The 16,155-nt window shown below is 47.5% G+C and carries 13 protein-coding genes; 6 read left to right on the forward strand and 7 right to left on the reverse strand.

The window, feature by feature from the left end; all coding sequences use genetic code 11:
* Nucleotides 1-150: 150 nt before the first annotated feature.
* Both MET42_RS0107965 and MET42_RS0107970 read right to left on the reverse strand, forming a co-directional pair.
* Nucleotides 151-666 carry an FxDxF family PEP-CTERM protein gene (locus tag MET42_RS0107965; RefSeq protein ID WP_019882363.1) on the reverse strand — a complete coding sequence of 172 codons (516 nt, stop codon included), beginning with the start codon at nt 664-666 and terminating at the stop codon, nt 151-153.
* Between the two features lie 263 nt (nt 667-929).
* Complete coding sequence (locus tag MET42_RS0107970; RefSeq protein WP_019915244.1) at nt 930-2,840, reverse strand: PQQ-binding-like beta-propeller repeat protein; 1,911 nt, start codon at nt 2,838-2,840, stop codon at nt 930-932.
* 30 nt (nt 2,841-2,870) lie between these two features.
* Here MET42_RS0107970 and MET42_RS0107975 point away from each other — a divergent pair, with 30 nt between their 5' ends.
* The 3 genes from MET42_RS0107975 (at nt 2,871) to MET42_RS0107985 (ending at nt 7,795) form a co-directional block, all read left to right on the forward strand.
* Entirely contained in the window at nt 2,871-3,944 is a 1,074-nt protein-coding gene (locus MET42_RS0107975) for a cyclopropane-fatty-acyl-phospholipid synthase family protein (RefSeq protein WP_019882365.1), read from the forward strand.
* A gap of 96 nt (nt 3,945-4,040) precedes the next feature.
* The gene (mnmC, locus tag MET42_RS0107980; RefSeq protein WP_019882366.1) at nt 4,041-6,011 is read left to right on the forward strand and encodes a bifunctional tRNA (5-methylaminomethyl-2-thiouridine)(34)-methyltransferase MnmD/FAD-dependent 5-carboxymethylaminomethyl-2-thiouridine(34) oxidoreductase MnmC; all 1,971 of its coding nucleotides are present in this window, start codon (nt 4,041-4,043) and stop codon (nt 6,009-6,011) included.
* The gene (locus MET42_RS0107985) at nt 6,008-7,795 is read left to right on the forward strand and encodes a tetratricopeptide repeat protein (RefSeq protein ID WP_019882367.1); all 1,788 of its coding nucleotides are present in this window, start codon (nt 6,008-6,010) and stop codon (nt 7,793-7,795) included. Before mnmC ends, MET42_RS0107985 begins: the two co-directional genes overlap by 4 nt.
* Here MET42_RS0107985 and MET42_RS0107990 read toward each other — a convergent pair.
* A complete protein-coding gene (locus MET42_RS0107990; protein ID WP_019882368.1) occupies nt 7,792-8,703 on the reverse strand; it encodes a DMT family transporter in 912 nt (303 codons plus the stop codon). The genes MET42_RS0107985 and MET42_RS0107990 overlap by 4 nt on opposite strands.
* A 15-nt stretch (nt 8,704-8,718) precedes the next feature.
* Here MET42_RS0107990 and dapC point away from each other — a divergent pair, with 15 nt between their 5' ends.
* Nucleotides 8,719-9,909 carry a succinyldiaminopimelate transaminase gene (dapC, locus tag MET42_RS0107995; protein WP_019882369.1) on the forward strand — a complete coding sequence of 397 codons (1,191 nt, stop codon included), beginning with the start codon at nt 8,719-8,721 and terminating at the stop codon, nt 9,907-9,909.
* A 66-nt stretch (nt 9,910-9,975) separates the two neighbouring features.
* Here the strand turns inward: dapC and MET42_RS0108000 are convergent, their stop codons facing one another.
* From MET42_RS0108000 to MET42_RS0108015, 4 genes are all read right to left on the reverse strand, one after another.
* Complete coding sequence (locus tag MET42_RS0108000) at nt 9,976-10,491, reverse strand: PEP-CTERM sorting domain-containing protein (protein WP_019882370.1); 516 nt, start codon at nt 10,489-10,491, stop codon at nt 9,976-9,978.
* A gap of 37 nt (nt 10,492-10,528) precedes the next feature.
* A complete protein-coding gene (locus MET42_RS0108005; RefSeq protein ID WP_019882371.1) occupies nt 10,529-11,017 on the reverse strand; it encodes a hypothetical protein in 489 nt (162 codons plus the stop codon).
* 406 nt (nt 11,018-11,423) lie between these two features.
* Nucleotides 11,424-12,392, reverse strand: a complete 969-nt coding sequence (galE, locus tag MET42_RS0108010; protein ID WP_024931227.1) for a UDP-glucose 4-epimerase GalE — start codon at nt 12,390-12,392, stop codon at nt 11,424-11,426.
* Between the two features lie 69 nt (nt 12,393-12,461).
* Nucleotides 12,462-13,223: a WecB/TagA/CpsF family glycosyltransferase gene (locus MET42_RS0108015; protein ID WP_019882374.1), complete on the reverse strand. Its 762-nt coding sequence runs from the start codon at nt 13,221-13,223 to the stop codon at nt 12,462-12,464.
* 267 nt (nt 13,224-13,490) lie between these two features.
* Here MET42_RS0108015 and MET42_RS0108020 point away from each other — a divergent pair, with 267 nt between their 5' ends.
* Both MET42_RS0108020 and MET42_RS0108025 read left to right on the forward strand, forming a co-directional pair.
* A complete protein-coding gene (locus MET42_RS0108020) occupies nt 13,491-15,170 on the forward strand; it encodes an FAD-dependent oxidoreductase (RefSeq protein WP_019882375.1) in 1,680 nt (559 codons plus the stop codon).
* Between the two features lie 10 nt (nt 15,171-15,180).
* Nucleotides 15,181-16,152 carry an NAD(P)-dependent oxidoreductase gene (locus MET42_RS0108025; RefSeq protein WP_019882376.1) on the forward strand — a complete coding sequence of 324 codons (972 nt, stop codon included), beginning with the start codon at nt 15,181-15,183 and terminating at the stop codon, nt 16,150-16,152.
* Nucleotides 16,153-16,155: the final 3 nt, after the last annotated feature.

Consider the following 16,155-nt stretch of genomic DNA (forward strand, 5'->3'; position numbering starts at 1 on the left):
AAGTATTTTATTTGTATCAATTAAATTGTGTGAGGATGGTAAAGAGCACGCTGTTTATAAACGTGCGCTGAATAGCGGTCAGGTGTGTTTTATCATTGAATAAAAAAAGGGCGCTAAGCGCCCTTTTTTGCTTACCAAATAAGTGGAAACTTATTTAGCTTTACGACGGCTTACCAAGCCCATCAAGCCCAAGCCAGCCAGCATCAAAGCATATGAATCAGCTTCTGGTACTGGTGTCAGCGGGTTGATGTTGAAGCTGACATTGAAGTCACCGCCCAAAGAACCAGACAGTTTGCCGGTAGCAGTCAGGAAATAAGTACCAGCTGCCAGGCTAGTCAATGTGGTCACAGCTTCGCCGTTCGCATCGTAAAAACCATAGTTCATAAATGTCACGTCATACTGTGCATTGTTGCCTGTGGTGATTTCTGTGATGCTGTATGAAAAATCAGACACTTGAGTCAGGTTGATTTCATAAATATCTTCAAAGTAAGAACCTCTTGCATTCAAGGCACCGGTGTTTTTGACATAGTCTGCATCAGCAATTGCACGAATGAAATCAAGGCTTTGGCTGGTGGTGTATGGACCAAAATCTTGCGCTTGTACTGCAGAAACGGATGCAATGCCGAATACGCCAGCGACTGCAATTTTTTTCAGGGTTTGAAACATTACTACTTCTCCAAGGATTAATACAATCTAAAAAACTATACTCATTATTTGTGACAACGGTTAGATACACAATAGTACTAACGGGCTACTCCACGGCTTATTTTTATAATCATAAAACTGCAATTTAAAAATCGTAGCCATTCTAACTGTTTACGCGATATTCTGTAAACCTAACAACATGTTTTTCAAGAAAAAAATGGCATTTTTAGCCATTAAGCAAATGCATAGTAATCAATCTAATTGATTGGGATTTTAAAAAAGGATTAATGCTTTGACGGTAATTTAAATGTCAAAATACGGTCACCTTGTTTAAACCCAAATAGAGAGTTACCGCCACTCACTACCGCAATGTATTGTTCGCCATTCATTTGATAGGTAATTGGTGGTGCGTTGACACCGTATTCAGATGCAAATTGCCATAATGATTGTCCAGTTTGACTATCATAGGCCGCAAACTTTCCATCACCCTCTCCGCAAAATAATAAACCGCCCGCTGTGGCTAGCACGCCGCCTACCAATGGCTGGCTGGTTTTGTGCTGCCAGGCAATCTGCCCGGATTTAAGGTCAATGGCACTTAATAAACCCCAGCGCGCATCATCTGTTGGCTCGCTGGCGGCGTAGCGGATAGGCTTTTCACCCGCGTTGACTTCGGTTTCATGTACGCTGTATTTGATCGGGCTGTGCATGGCCGCGACATACACCTTTTGTTGATGCTCATCAACGCTGACTGGTGACCAGTTCGCACCACCCAGTATGCCCGGGTAGACAATCGTGCCTTCAGGGCTCGGCTTTTTAAATAGATTATGTTGTGGCACAAATGGCACTGATTTGGCCAGGAACTGCCCATTGGTGCGGTCATGAATATAGAACCAGCCCGTTTTACTGGCCTGGCCGACGGCGGCGATGGTTTTTCCCTGGTGGTTGTAGTTAAACAATACCGGCGGGCTCGCCAAATCATATCCCCATAAGTCATGTGGCACTTGCTGGTAGTGCCATTTGTATTTGCCGGTTTCTGTATCCAGTGCAACCAGCGAAACGGTGTAAAGATTATCGCCAGGCCGGGAAACATCATTCATTTGTGGTGAAGGGTTACCCGTTCCAAAATACAGGGTATGGCTGGCGGTATCAATGGCTGGCGTGCTCCAGGCTGAGCCACCGCCAAAGCGCGCAGCATCTGGATAGTCTTTCAGGGCGGCTTGTTCTGCCGCAATATCACGATCGAATTGATTGCCATCAGCCGTTTTTGTTGCAAACTGCCCTTCCCAGCCTTGCTTGGGAATCGTGTCGAATTGCCATACCTGATGACCGTCATTGGCATCAAACGCCGCCAGAAAACCTGGGCGGCCATAGCGCCCGGTGACACCTATCACCGCGCCCAAGGGCGCATCACTGCGCGGGTTGTCGATATGCAGGCCGTAACCGACGCCGGTAATGCCAATAATGACTTTATGCTGATAAACCACTGGCGCCATGGCGATGCCAACGCCGGTGCCGCCGGTGACTTTACGTGTTTTATTGGGGTCAGTGCCGCTTAAGGCATCCTGGTGTTCGGTATTCACCTGATTGGCTGCCACATCAATATCCCACAATTTTTGCCCGCTCTGGGCATCAAGCGCGATCAGCCTGGCATCTACCGTGCCGATAAACACCTTGCCTTCTGCCACTGCGACACCGCGATTGGCCGGGCCACAGCACATTTGCCAGTCTGCTTTGCGCACGTGCGAGTATTTCCATAATTGCTTGCCGCTGGCAGCATCCAGGGCTAATACATGATTAAACGGCAGGCTGACATACATGATGCCATTCACGACGATAGGCGTGGCTTGAAACGTCGCTTTAACCCCTGTTTCTACAGACCATGCCGCTTGTAACTGGGCAACATTGTGCTGATTAATCTGTGACAGCGCGGAAAAACGCTGCGATGCCATATTTAAGCCATAACTAGGCCAATCTACCTGTTGGTGGTTTTGTGCCACCGGTTTGGTCGCTTGCGTACAGGCCAGCAGGAGGCCGCAAACTGCTGCGGTTAGGCAACGGGTAATCTGTTTGTGAGATGCCAGGTTCATATCAAAATCCCATAAGGTATACAGATTAGTATACACGTTAACAGTGCGCTGTTGCCATGGGGAATTTAAACCACAAAACACCCAGTAGCCCGTAATGGCCATAGACATTATTAATTGGTTTGTACAATAATTATCATCATGATAATTAGATTCAAAAAATCTTCATTAGCCGTCAAACTCGCTGAGCAGGGTTGGTTGCCTGATGCATTGATTCGCCAAGGCATCAGGTCACTTTGTAAAGCCAGGCTGCAACTGATTACCGATGATGATTGTGAGCTTGCGCAATCACGCCTGATTCAATGTATTGAGCATATACAGTTAGCAGAAATCGCCCCACTCACTGAAGAGGCACATGCAATACATGACCAAATCCCAGCAGCGTTTTATCAATATTGTTTGGGGATGAACCGCAAATATAGCAGCAGCTTCTGGTTGCCAGATACACGAACCCTGGATGAAGCCGAGCATCTGGCGTTGGCGCAAATCTGCTCACTGGCGCGTTTGGGCGGGCCTTTACAAATACTGGAATTAGGCTGTGGCTGGGGCGCTCTGACATTGTGGATGGCCAGCCATTATCCTAATGCGCAGGTGACGGCGGTTTCAAGTTCGAGTTTGCAGCGTGAACATATCATGCAGCAAGCCAAAGCGCGCGGGCTGTCTAATATTCAGGTCATCATGGCTGACATTAACCTGTTTGACACCAAGCAAAGCTTCGACCGTGTTGTGGCTGTAGAAATGTTCGAGCCCATGCAACATTATCCGATGCTGTATGCCAAGGTGGCACGCTGGCTCAAGCCCGATGGCCTGTTTTTCAAACATATATTTGTGCATAGAAACACGCCTTATGCCTTGGGTATAAACGACGCGGACTTGAACTTGAACGCAAGGGATCACTGGTTAAATCAGCATTTCTTCAAAGGCACAATAATGCCTAGCGACGATTTGCCGCTTTATTTTCAAGACGAGCTGAAGGTCATTAACAAATGGCGCTGGAGCGGCACGCATTACCAAAAAACGGCTAATGCCTGGCTGGCAAATATGGATAAGCACCACCATGATCTGACGCCACTTTTTCAGGCCATCTACGGTGAGGCAGATGCCGAAGTCTGGCGTCAGCGCTGGCGTATTTTCTTTATGGTTTGTGCCGAACTGTTTGGCTATAACCACGGACAAACCTGGTGGGGCAGTCATTATCTTTTTTGCAGAAGATGATGCTAAAAAGTGGCCTAAGCCGACATGTACAATAGCCTGTCACAATCAGGCTCAGCGGGTGCCACCCGGGGACGGCCGTGATACACTTGCCAGCCTATGAGTACGCATGCAGTTTTAGAGTGGCGCGACGGCTTGCCCTACTCTACACAATTCGATGATGTTTATTTTTCAGTCAACCCTGATCATCCACAGCATGGGCTGGCTGAAACGCGCCATGTCTTTCTGCAGCACAACCAGTTAGAGGCAAGATGGCAGCAACTGCCGACTGACTGTCCCAGCCATTTTGTGATTATTGAAACCGGTTTTGGCAGCGGCCTCAATTTTCTGGCTACTCTGCAATTGTGGCGTGATACTGCGCCAGCCAACGCGCACTTGCATTTTGTCAGCATAGAAATCGCCCCGTTTACCTTGCAAGACTTGCAGATGGCACATGCACATTTCCCTGAACTGGCCGATATCAGCCAGGCTTTATGCCAACAATATCATTTATTGCAACCTGGGATTAACCAGCTTGAGCTATCGTCATTCTCTACCAGTTTGACCTTGTATATTGGGGACAGCGAGCAGATTTTGCCGCAGCTGCAATTACAGGCGGATGCCTGGTTTCTGGATGGATTCGCGCCAGCCAAAAATCCACAAATGTGGCAGCCTTATCTATTTGAATGTATGGCCAGATGTGCGCATGCCGGGACAACATTTGCCACGTTTACCAGCGCCGGGCTGGTCAAGCGCGGTTTGCAGACGGTTGGGTTCCAGGTTGAAAAAGCACGTGGGTTTGGCAAAAAACGTGAAATGTTATGCGGCGCATGGCCTGCATCCGAACAGCTACCCTCTTCTACTTCGTTGCCTAAAGTGGCAATCATTGGTGCCGGTATTGCGGGTTGTAGTACCGCCTGGCATCTGGCCAGCTTAGGCTGCGAGGTACATGTGTTTGAACGTGCAGATCAACTTGCCAGTGGCGCCTCTGGCAATCCCAGGGGCATGCTCTACCCACGGTTGAATGCTGAAAAACCGCAAAACGATCAATTGGCGTGGCGTAGTTACAGTTTTAGTCTGCGTCACTATGCCAGCCTGAATTTGGGTGAGGATGGCTTTCAAAGCTGTGGTTTGTTACAACTGGGCAGCAATCCTCGCGAGCATAAACGGGTACAGAAAGTGGCCAGCCGATATGCGCATTTAGGCATGCTACAACAGCTGGATGCAACACAGGCCAGTGCACAGGCCTGTGTTAACCTGGCGCATGAGTGCCTGTATTTTGCAGCTGGCGCCTGGGTAAATCCGACCGCAGCATGTGCACGCATGATAGCCCATCCCAATATCACGTTGCATCTTCAGCAAGATATTTGCCAATTGACCTCCCAAAAGCAAGGCTGGCAGCTAGCAGATCACACCGGAACAATTAATGATTATTTTGATGCCGTGATTGTCTGTAATGCCTCAGAAGCCGCCAGCTTATTGCCAGAAAGCGGCATGTGGCTGAATCCGGTGCGTGGCCAGATGGGTATGATTGCCGGGCAGGCGTCTATGCAATCGCTCAAGGTGATTTTATGCGGGGACGGTTACCTGACCCCACTTTCTCAAGGCCAGCATGCCATGGGGGCTACTTTTGCACCAGGTGATAGTAGTACAGAGGTTCGCGAACAAGATAATCTGAGCAACCTCGATATGGTGAGTAGGTTGAGCCCGCAATTCGATCATGCAAGCAGCGCGGAAGTGACTTTTGCGCGCGCATCGTCCAGGTGTGGTTCCCCGGATTATTTGCCTTATGTCGGGCCTGTGCTGACGACAACAACGTTTCATGCTCAACGTACACCGATCAACGATTTCGCCGCGCTACCCGCGCCACAAGGCCTATATGTGCATGTTGCGCATGGCAGCAAAGGTTTGATGACCGCGCCTTATTGTGCAGCCATGCTGGCCAGACGCTTGTTAAGCGACTTTGGTACCAGATTGCCACAATTGACCGAAGACAGTTTCTGGCACGGTTTGCATCCGCAGCGTCATTTGTTTAAGCAGCTGGGTTGGAAGTCGTTACTAAATCCTTTTACTGAGCAGACGTCAGCATGAGTGCGAGTATTCAACAGTTAAAACAGCAGTTAACGCGCACGCCGCAAGACCCTGAGTTGCATTATGAATTGGGGCGGCATTACCTGGCACTCAAGCAAGCTGAAGATGCTGAGCAGGCTTTTCTTCAGGCATTACAATGGGCACCCGATCACCCGCAAATATTGATGCAACTCGGCAATGCGGCCAGTTTGCGTGGGGATGAAGCGGTCGCTGCCCACTATTTCAGGCAATCGCTAGCGCAAGATACACAGCAGGCTGATGTGCATTTCAACCTGGCCAATAGCCTGCGTAAACTAGGTGAGAATACGCTGGCGATTCAACATTACCGGCAGTCACTGGCGCTGGCACCTAGGGACGCAGAGTGCCACAACAACCTGGGCAATGCTTACCGTGAGCAAGGTCAGCTAGACTTGGCCGTGGCTGCCTATGCACAGGCCATTAAACTTGATCCGCAGCTACTGCATGCCAAAGTACACTGGATTCATCAAAAACAGCATATGGCCGACTGGCAAGGTCTGGATGCCGCCATTGCCGAAGTGCGCGCTGCGTTAGCACAATCCCCACAGGCGCAGATCCCGCCATTTGCATTTTTGGCGATGCCAGGGACCACGGCGGCTGAGCAACTGGCATGTGCAAGCAACTGGGCACAACTGCATTATGGCCATATACAGCCGTTAGCCGCCACCCAACAGTCTAGCCAGCCAGAAAATCAGCAGCGTATTAAAATTGCCTACCTTTCTTCTGATTTTCGTCGTCACCCCCTGGCGTATTTGGTCACAGACGTGATTGCCGCGCACGACCATCAGCAATTCGAAGTGTTTTTATATAGCAACAGCAAAGACGATCACTCAAGCGAACGCCTAGCCTTGTTTGCCGCCGGCAATCACTGGATAGACATCACCAGCATGCCTGATGTGGCAGTCGCCGCACATATGCAACGCATGGGGATTGATGTGCTGGTAGATTTAACCGGCTATACGCAAAATAGCCGTAGCGGCATTGCCGCCTACGGCCCTGCCCGCACCCACATTAATTGGCTCGGTTATCCCGGTAGTATGGGAATGGTCAATGGTCAGCCGCTGTTTGACGCCATGATTGTGGATGGCACATTAAATGAAGTGGTTGTGGCCGAACAGCCTGTAGTGTTGCCATGCTACCAGGCAAACAATGCACAACGCCCCATGGCTGAGGCTGACACGCGCAAAGCGCATGGCCTGCCTGAGCAGGGGTTTGTGTTTTGTTGCCTGAACCAGAGTTTTAAAATCACGCCGGATGTGTTTGCCAGTTGGATGCGCATTTTGCAGCAAGTGCCAGGCAGCGTATTGTGGTTATTGCAATGTAACCAGTGGGCAACACGGCACCTGCAAGCGCAAGCAAAAGTGGCTGGCATTGCCGCCGATCGATTGATTTTTGCGCCACGCACCAGCATTGCGCAACATATTGCCAGGCAACAGCATGCCGATCTGATGCTGGATACGGCACCCTATAACGCGCACACCACCGCCAGTGATGCTTTATGGCAAGGGATTCCCCTGCTCACGGTGGCTGGTGATACCTTCCCGGCACGGGTCAGTGCCAGTTTACTCAAGCATATCGGGCTGGATGAATGCATCTGCGCCGATTGGACGGCGCTTGAACAGCGCGCTATCACTTTAGCGCATGATGCAAGCGCACTGGCATTGCTCAAGTCCAAAGTGAAAAGCCAGGCCGGTGTGCTGTTTGAGCCGCACACATTCTGCCTGCAATTGGAGCAGGCTTATCGGCAATTGCTGTCTCGCGCTTAGTCAGACTCGCCAACGCTGACCGACAAGATGCCTGCGGCAATAATGCAACAGCCGCCTATCATTTCCATCACCGACATGGTTTCCTGCGCCAGAAAATAAGCGGCAATCGCGGCCACAATCAACTCGGACATAAACAACACTGACGCCTGGATAGCGGGTATTTTGGTCACGCCATATTGCACCAGCAAAGTCGCTGAAACCAGCAATAAGGCAATCACCAAGAAAGTGATGGTCACATAGGAGGTGAAGGTTGATGCCGTGATAAACGCCATGCCAGCGATGCCAGATTGCCAAAGTAATACCGCGAATGACAAGCCAAAGACACCCAGCCATACCAGCATGCCTTTGGCTGCAATCGTTAAATGTGTGGAAAAACGGGTCATGACATTGGTTAAAGAAAAGCCAATGCCGGCAGAGAGTGCCAGCCAGTCTGAGGTGGATTGTGGCCACGGCCATGCCCATTGACCGTCGGTAAGCATTAAGACCGCGCCTAATAAAGATAGTCCTATAGCCAGTAGTTGCGGTTTATGCCAGGGCTCATGCAGCCAGACTCTTGCCAGCAATAAGGTCCATAGCGGCGACAGGTAGAACAGCAGCATCACGCGCATGACTTCACCATCAATAATCGCCAGTACATAAGCCAGGTTGGTCCAGCCCGCGATCAGGCTTAGCCAATAGGCCGAGGCAGGGACTTGCAGTATGCAGTTGAATCGCCGCCAAAACAGCATGCTACCTATCAGCAACGCCAGGCTATAACTCAATAAACTGGATTGCACGCCAGACAAGCCGATATCGTTTAGCAGGCGGTAGGGATACCAGATAATGCCCCAGCATAACGCGCCATAGATCAAGGCCGCTGAAGCCGTATATTTTTGCCCGGAAGCTTTTTGTTTATGTGGCAGGCTCACTTATAATACACACCTATGAATCCAAATTTAAACCTACTTCAGCCCTATCCGTTTCAACGCTTGCGCGATCTGTTTCAAGGCCTGACGCCTAACCCGGCGTTTAGTCCTGTCAACCTGTCGATCGGCGAGCCTAAACACGCCACGCCGAGTATCATTAGTGACGCACTCGCCAGTAATCTGGGGGGATTGGCCAGCTATCCTACCACAATCGGTGTACCGGCCTTGCGTGAAGCGATTAATCAATGGCTGCAACGTCGCTACAACATTCCCGCCCTCAATATCGATAAAGCGATTTTGCCGGTGAATGGCAGCCGCGAGGCCTTGTTTGCCTTTGCGCAGGCAGTCATTGATACCAGCGTTGCACAACAGCCAGTAGTGATTTCACCCAACCCGTTTTACCAGATTTATGAAGGTGCGGCCTTTTTAGCCGGTGCGCAGCCCTACTTTATCAACACCACGCCAGACAATGACTTTGTGATGGACCTGACACAAGTACCGGTCGATATCCTCAAGCGTACCCAATTGGTGTTTGTATGCAGCCCAGGTAACCCATCGGGCAAGGTCATGGATATTCAGGCCTGGAAAACCCTGTTTGAGCTGTCCGACCAATACGGTTTTGTGATTGCGTCAGATGAGTGTTATTCAGAGATCTATTTTGATGAGAATAATCCACCGGTTGGCGCATTGCAGGCAGCACATCAGCTAGGTCGCGACTTTAGCCGTGTCGTCATGTTCAGCTCACTCTCCAAACGCTCGAATGTGCCTGGCATGCGTTCTGGCTTTGTCGCAGGCGATGCAGATATTGTTGAGAAATTTGCCTTGTATCGCACCTACCACGGCTGCGCCATGAACCCGGCAGTGCAAGCTGCCAGTGTAGTGGCCTGGAATGACGAAGCACATGTGATTCATAACCGTGCTTTATACAGCGAGAAGTTCAGCACGGTCACACCACTGCTGCAACAAGTCTGGCCACACACGCAGTTGCCAGATGCGGCATTTTATTTATGGATTAACATACAAAAAGACGACACCGTTGTTGCCAGGCAGTTGTATCAGGAGTTGAATATTACGGTGTTGCCAGGCTCTTTTCTGGCGCGTGAAGCGCATGGCCTCAACCCCGGCAAAGGCTTTATTCGTATGGCGCTGGTGGCGTCGACTGAAGAAACGATTGCCGCCGCCCAAAGAATAAAGGACTACCTCAAGTAATAAACATGTATTAAAACAAAAAAGCCGGTTGCAAATGCAAACCGGCTTTTTTATGACAAGCAAAAATTAAGCAAATTTTCTGCGAGCAATCAAACCAATGATACCCAAACCAACCAGCATCAGTGCATTAGACTCTGGTTCTGGCACTGGCACTGTTTCGTGTGCAGTAAACGTCAGTTTATTTGACAGGGTAACGTTTAACGCACCTGGATTAAACTTGAACACATAATCATTGCCAGCGGCAAGATCAATAAACGTAAACGTTGTCGTCGCACCGAAGGTTAACAGTGGAATATTGTAGGATGTGATTAAAGTATTTGAAGAGTTATACAGGCTGAAAGTAGAGCCAACACCGATACCCAGCAACGCTTTAAAGTCTACAGTGACCGTAGAGTCGGAGCTCAAGTCAAAGGTGTATAGGTCTGGCAACCAAAAGGCACCAACCTGTAACAAAGACTGATCAACCACTGGACCTGCATTCAAGTCAGCCAGATCAGTCACGTTTGTGGTCGCAAACGCCTGATGTGAGAAACTGATGGCAGAGATTAATGCCATAGATCCCAATACATTAGATACTTTCATACCTACTCCTCAATTAAAAAAACAAGAAAACTTTTAATTAAGCAGAATGTGATTTACGCAAAGACACCAGACCCATCATGGTCAGGCCAACCAGCATTAACAAGCCCAGATCTGGCTCAGGTACTGGGGTAGTCACATTAAAGCTCAAGAAATATTGTCCGCCGCTAAAACCATCAGCCGTGCCAGAGACACGTAATTGGTAAGCACCTGGCGTCAGGATCGATGGCGTTGTTAACAAGTTGTTGTCAATATCGTACAGGCCATAAGTAAAAGTGCTATCTACGATATTGTAGGCAGCGTCAGGCATTTCAGTAATAAAGTAAGAAAGTGAGGCTGGTACTTGAAGGTCAAGATCAAACACATCATTAAATGTGAAGCCGCCAATCACACCTGCATCGCGGTTAACAACACCTAGCAGATCTGTGGTGCCATAACTCAAAGTCACATTGGTCGCTTGCGCATAACCAGTGAAGGCAATCATTGCCGCGGTGACAATTGATAATTTTTTCAGCCAATGCATGAACATGGTAATTCTCCTCAGTACAGTTAATTATTAGCCATCTTATTATTTAATACGGCTATTTTATATAGCCCATATTGGCCAATTACTTCATTTTTATTTATTTGTTGTTTATCTTTTTTTTGGTTATTTCTAAGCAAAAAGCAGACCAGCGCAAGTGAAATCGTTTAACAGGCTGATTTTATTAGTATTTTTACGCTTGTAACAATAAGCCAACTAGGATGGATGCATGAATTGCACCACTTTTCAGAACGAAATGTTTGTAATGCACCATTTCAATGCGTCTATTTTACTCGCGTCTTGGGGAAAGTAGTAAAGAAATTTGTCAGAAATATGACAGCATCATGAATGCTTTACAGGGGTAGGCATTCATTCTTGGATGTTTAAACATCCAAGAATGAAAGTTACTGGACTATTGTTTTTGCTCCCATTGCCATGCATGCGTCACAATGGTGTCCAGCGCAGTATAGGTCGGTTGCCACGCCAATATGCTTCTGGCACGCTTGGCATCAGCCACCAGTCTGGCTGGATCCCCTTCACGTCTTGGGCCGTTAATCACCGTGACCTGTTTGCCTGATACCTTCTGCACGGCATCAATTACTTCTTGCACCGAAAAACCTGAACCATTTCCCAGATTAAAGCGGTCGCTAGCACCGCCTTTATTTAAGTATTCCAATGCTGCCAAGTGCGCAGCGCATAAATCCACAATATGGATATAGTCGCGAATGCAGGTACCATCGGGGGTGTCGTAATCACGGCCAAATACCTGGATATTTTCGCGCCGACCGGAAGCTGCCTGCAGAATTAAAGGAATCAAGTGGGTTTCCGGATCATGACGCTCCCCCAATTGCCCCTCAGGGTCGGCCCCAGCCGCATTAAAGTAACGCAAGCATACCGAGCGCAGATCAAATGCTTTCTCATAGTCGGCCAGCACTTGTTCTATCATCCACTTTGACCGCCCATAAGGATTCAATGGGCGATTAGGATGTGCTTCATCAATAGGCACGTAATCTGGCTCGCCAAATACTGCCGCAGTCGATGAGAAAATGAATTTCTTCACTTCAAATTGTAACATGGCATCTAGCAGGTTCAGCGTATTGGTCACATTGTTACGGTAGTAGATATCTGGCTTGCGCACGGACTCACCTACCTGGATATAAGAGGCAAAATGCATAACCGCCTCTGGCTGATGCTGCTTAAATACTTGGGCCAGGCATGCTGGGTCTGCCAAATCACCCTCAACAAAGGTGCCACCTAGCACCGCATCGCGGTGACCACTGGACAAATTATCCAGTGTGATCACCTCGTGGCCGGCGCCCAGCAACATTTTGACCATATGTGAGCCAATATAACCTGCCCCACCTACTACTAGAACTCGCATTGTTGAATCCTTTCAGATGCTGCTATTTAATAAACTGTTTAAAAAATCTCAAGTTAGCCTAGAGTGTTTTTACTTGCTTTCTTTGAATGCAATATATAAAAATTGGATGATATCTACTGAATATCTTTTCAATAGTCTTTTGGGCTCCTGGCACAACCTGAATAGCCACTCCAAGCGTAGCTTTTGTATTACGATGGGTGCGCGAATCTTATTGCCTGACCAAAAATCGAAGAGTGCGCCAACGCCGAAAATGTAAGAAGCATTGAGTTGGCTCTGATTTGTCAAAATCCACTTCTCTTGCATTGGATTACCCATCGCAACAAGTAGAATATCTGTACCTGCGGTATTAATCGTGCCCACAATTTCATCATTGTCTTGATGGTCAAAATAGCCGTCTCTCACACCTACAACTTGGTGCCGTGGAAAACGTAAAGCAATATATTCTTTTGCTTTCAAAACTACTTCTGGTTTGGCGCCAAGCAGGAAAATATTTAACTGTTCAGGATGATGTGATAAGAAAAAAGGCGAAAAGTCCGTACCATTTAAATTATCGCTAAATGTTTTTCCATGTACGAGTTTGGACGCTATATTTAAGGCAATACCGTCATTGGCAATTAATACATTTTCAATATCAGGGGTTGATGCCTGAAATAGCGCACGACAGTTGACAATGAAGTTGCTATTAGCAAATAGTAATATCGTTTTTTTTGATTGCTGTCGACGCTGCTGCAATATTTTAAGTAAATGCTCTGAGGTCGTGCTTAGAATTGAAACGCCAGCGATATTAATTAAATCAGTTGAGGTTTCTGCCTCACGATGAGAATGAGTCATGAATTACTTTCGGGCAGTTGGTCAGTGTTAGATGGCATTCGGCCACCACCCCATTGGCATTATTTAATAGTTTTAAAGTGTATTTTTGCGATTCTACACCAGAAAATATTCAGTTTCGTCAGAAGACTATCATTTAAAATAGCACGATAAAATGTATTTTTCGTTAAAAAACTGCGGGGTGGAAAAAATGCCGCATTATGTTGTATGCTTGTGCTAGTTAGTCTGCTTTGTACTCTGCAGATGTTCAGCTAGATTGGTTATACAGCAATGATAAAAAACATCTCCGAAATTCCCTCCGATACACAGCTTGAAGCTGATGTTTGCATTATAGGTTCTGGTGCTGCTGGGCTAGCTGTAGCACTTTCACTTGCTGGCCGTGGGCTCAAGATTATTTTACTAGAATCTGGTACAGAAGTATTTTCTAAAAAAACGCAGAAACTATATGCCGGTGAATTGGCTGATGAAAAGCTACACAGCCCGCCTGATAAATACCGACATCGACGCTTCGGAGGTTCCACCGCTATTTGGGGCGGGCGTTGCATGCCATTTGACCCTATTGATTTTAAGCAACGTGATTACATCCCGCAAAGTGGCTGGCCTATCACCCATGCCGATTTGGCGCCCTACTTTCCTGTTGCCAATAGATTACTTGAGGCCGGTGAGTATGCTTACGATGCAGACACAGTATTTGGCATAAACAAGCCTATGTTTCAAGGCTTCGCCAGTGATATCTTAATGACCAATAACATGGAGCGATTTTCATGTCCAACCAACGTCGGTAGTCGCTATCGTCAACGATTGTCACTGGCAGATGATATTCAAGTAATCTTGGGGGCAAACTGTACTGGCATTAGACTCAATACTACTGCCGACCACGTTGATCATCTGGATGTCGCTAGTCTGGATGGTAAAAAAATGGCAGTTAAAGCCAAACAAATAGTAGTAGCAACAGGAGGCATTGAGGTTGCTCGACTGCTATTAGCATCAAATGATATTTGCAAAACTGGCATAGGTAACCAGCAAGATCTGGTGGGGCGCTATTATCAGTGCCATATTGCAGGCAATCTAGGCAAACTAACTATTTTAGGGCCTACATCAAATGTGAGGCATGGCTATGAGGTCTCTGCTGAAGGTATTTATTGTCGACGACGGCTTTCTCTTACCGAGGAAACTCAACAAAAAATAAAAGCAGGCAACATGGTTGCCAGGTTGCACTTCCCCAAAATCGTTGACCCCTCACATAAGGTTGGTGTTTTATCAGGACTGTTCCTAGCTAAAAATTTTATTAGTTACGAATATGGAAAGCGTCTCAAAGATGGCCAGGCATCTTTGAGTACATACTTAAAGCATTTTTCTAATATCATTTTAGATCCCATTGATACATTTAGGTTTCTGTATCACTGGCTGACTAAGCGGACATTAGCAAAGCGCAAATTCCCCTCTGTCATTCTAAGTAATAAAAGTAACCAGTTCACTTTAGAAATTCATAGTGAGCAGTACCCAAACCCTGATAGTCGCATCACTTTAATTGATGAATGCGACGCACTTGGAATGCCGCGCGTGAAGGTTGATTGGCGATATTTACCTGCTGATATTGAGTCTGTACGTCGCTCATTGGATGTATTTGTTGAGGAATTCAGGAAAAGTGGCGTCGGTAACTTTGAATTCGATGCCTCAAAATTGGAAGAAGATTTGACTCGATTCGGTGCCTACGGCGGTCATCATATTGGCACTGCCAGAATGGGCAAAGATCCAGAAACTTCAGTGGTGGATGCTAACTGTAAGGTGCATCATGTAGATAATCTTTATATCGCCAGTTCAGCAGTTTTCCCGACCAGTGGCCAGGCCAACCCAACACTTACAATTGCTGCACTTAGCCTGCGGCTGGCAGATCATCTCGCGCAAAAAATGCAGGCGCCCTGTCAATCAAAGCACGTGGTTATTTGAGGTAATGTAAATGAAAGTATTGATTCTTGGTGCGACCGGTCACGTTGGTAGTCGCTTAGTTACGCATCTCAATCGGCAAGGTTACGAAACAATAGCCGCATCCAGAGGGCGTTTAAATACGAACATTCCAGGGCGTATCACGCTTGATAGTTTAAACCTGGAGGCATTGACTCATTACCTCAAAGGCGTTGATGCCGTGGTCAATTGTGTTGCTGGTGATAAACACTCAATTGGTAAAGGGGCTGATATCTTGGTACAAGCTGCGATCGTTGCAGGTAAACCAAAGATCATCCACTTGAGTACGATGTCTGTCTATGGCGGTCATGAGGGGAATATTACTGAATCTCACGCATTTGATCCAACTTACGGCTGGTACGCTGCTGCAAAATGTGAAGCTGAGACTTATATGCAAAAATATGCGGCGGCTGGCGGGCAAGTTATTTCATTTAGACCTGGATGCGTACATGGGCCTGGTAGCCACCTATGGGTAAGCCGCCCTGCAAACTTGTTAAGAACATATAGGCTTGGGGATTTAGGTGATGCTGGCGATGGTTGGAGTAACCTAGTGCATGTGGATGATGTCGTGCGTGCCATTCATGTAGGTTTGAAGATATCTAAAAAAGCGGGGGAGGCGTTGTTTTACAACCTGGCAGCCCCTGATAGCCCGCGATGGAATCAATATTTGTTTGATCTGGCTAATGGTATTGACGCGACGCCGATTAAACGTATCAGTCGACTGCAACTCAAGCTGGACTCAAAAATACTGAGCCCAGCGATTAAAATTGCACAAATTTTGTGCCGTAAAGCAAGGCGGGATGCTTCTTGGTTACCAGAACCGCTTCCACCTAGCCTATCCAGACTTTTTGAGCAGCATATTTTTCTGAATGCTGAGAAGTTTAGCAACGAATATGATTTTACTTACATGAGTTATGCACAAAGCCTTCAGGAGTCTATCTCCTGGTATAACGATATTAAGTATTAGCAA

The sequence above is a fragment of the Methylophilus sp. 42 genome, assembly GCF_000384155.1.
Lineage (GTDB): Bacteria > Pseudomonadota > Gammaproteobacteria > Burkholderiales > Methylophilaceae > Methylophilus.

Bases quoted from the DNA above. Each gene is read 5' to 3' on its own strand.
- MET42_RS0107965 (WP_019882363.1), bottom strand. From the start codon at position 666: ATGTTTCAAACCCTGAAAAAAATTGCAGTCGCTGGCGTATTCGGCATT.
- MET42_RS0107970 (WP_019915244.1), bottom strand. From the start codon at position 2,840: ATGTCTATGGCCATTACGGGCTACTGGGTGTTTTGTGGTTTAAATTCC.
- MET42_RS0107975 (WP_019882365.1), top strand. From the start codon at position 2,871: ATGATAATTAGATTCAAAAAATCTTCATTAGCCGTCAAACTCGCTGAG.
- mnmC (WP_019882366.1), top strand. From the start codon at position 4,041: ATGAGTACGCATGCAGTTTTAGAGTGGCGCGACGGCTTGCCCTACTCT.
- MET42_RS0107985 (WP_019882367.1), top strand. From the start codon at position 6,008: ATGAGTGCGAGTATTCAACAGTTAAAACAGCAGTTAACGCGCACGCCG.
- dapC (WP_019882369.1), top strand. From the start codon at position 8,719: ATGAATCCAAATTTAAACCTACTTCAGCCCTATCCGTTTCAACGCTTG.
- MET42_RS0108000 (WP_019882370.1), bottom strand. From the start codon at position 10,491: ATGAAAGTATCTAATGTATTGGGATCTATGGCATTAATCTCTGCCATC.
- MET42_RS0108005 (WP_019882371.1), bottom strand. From the start codon at position 11,017: ATGTTCATGCATTGGCTGAAAAAATTATCAATTGTCACCGCGGCAATG.
- galE (WP_024931227.1), bottom strand. From the start codon at position 12,392: ATGCGAGTTCTAGTAGTAGGTGGGGCAGGTTATATTGGCTCACATATG.
- MET42_RS0108015 (WP_019882374.1), bottom strand. From the start codon at position 13,223: ATGACTCATTCTCATCGTGAGGCAGAAACCTCAACTGATTTAATTAAT.
- MET42_RS0108020 (WP_019882375.1), top strand. From the start codon at position 13,491: ATGATAAAAAACATCTCCGAAATTCCCTCCGATACACAGCTTGAAGCT.
- MET42_RS0108025 (WP_019882376.1), top strand. From the start codon at position 15,181: ATGAAAGTATTGATTCTTGGTGCGACCGGTCACGTTGGTAGTCGCTTA.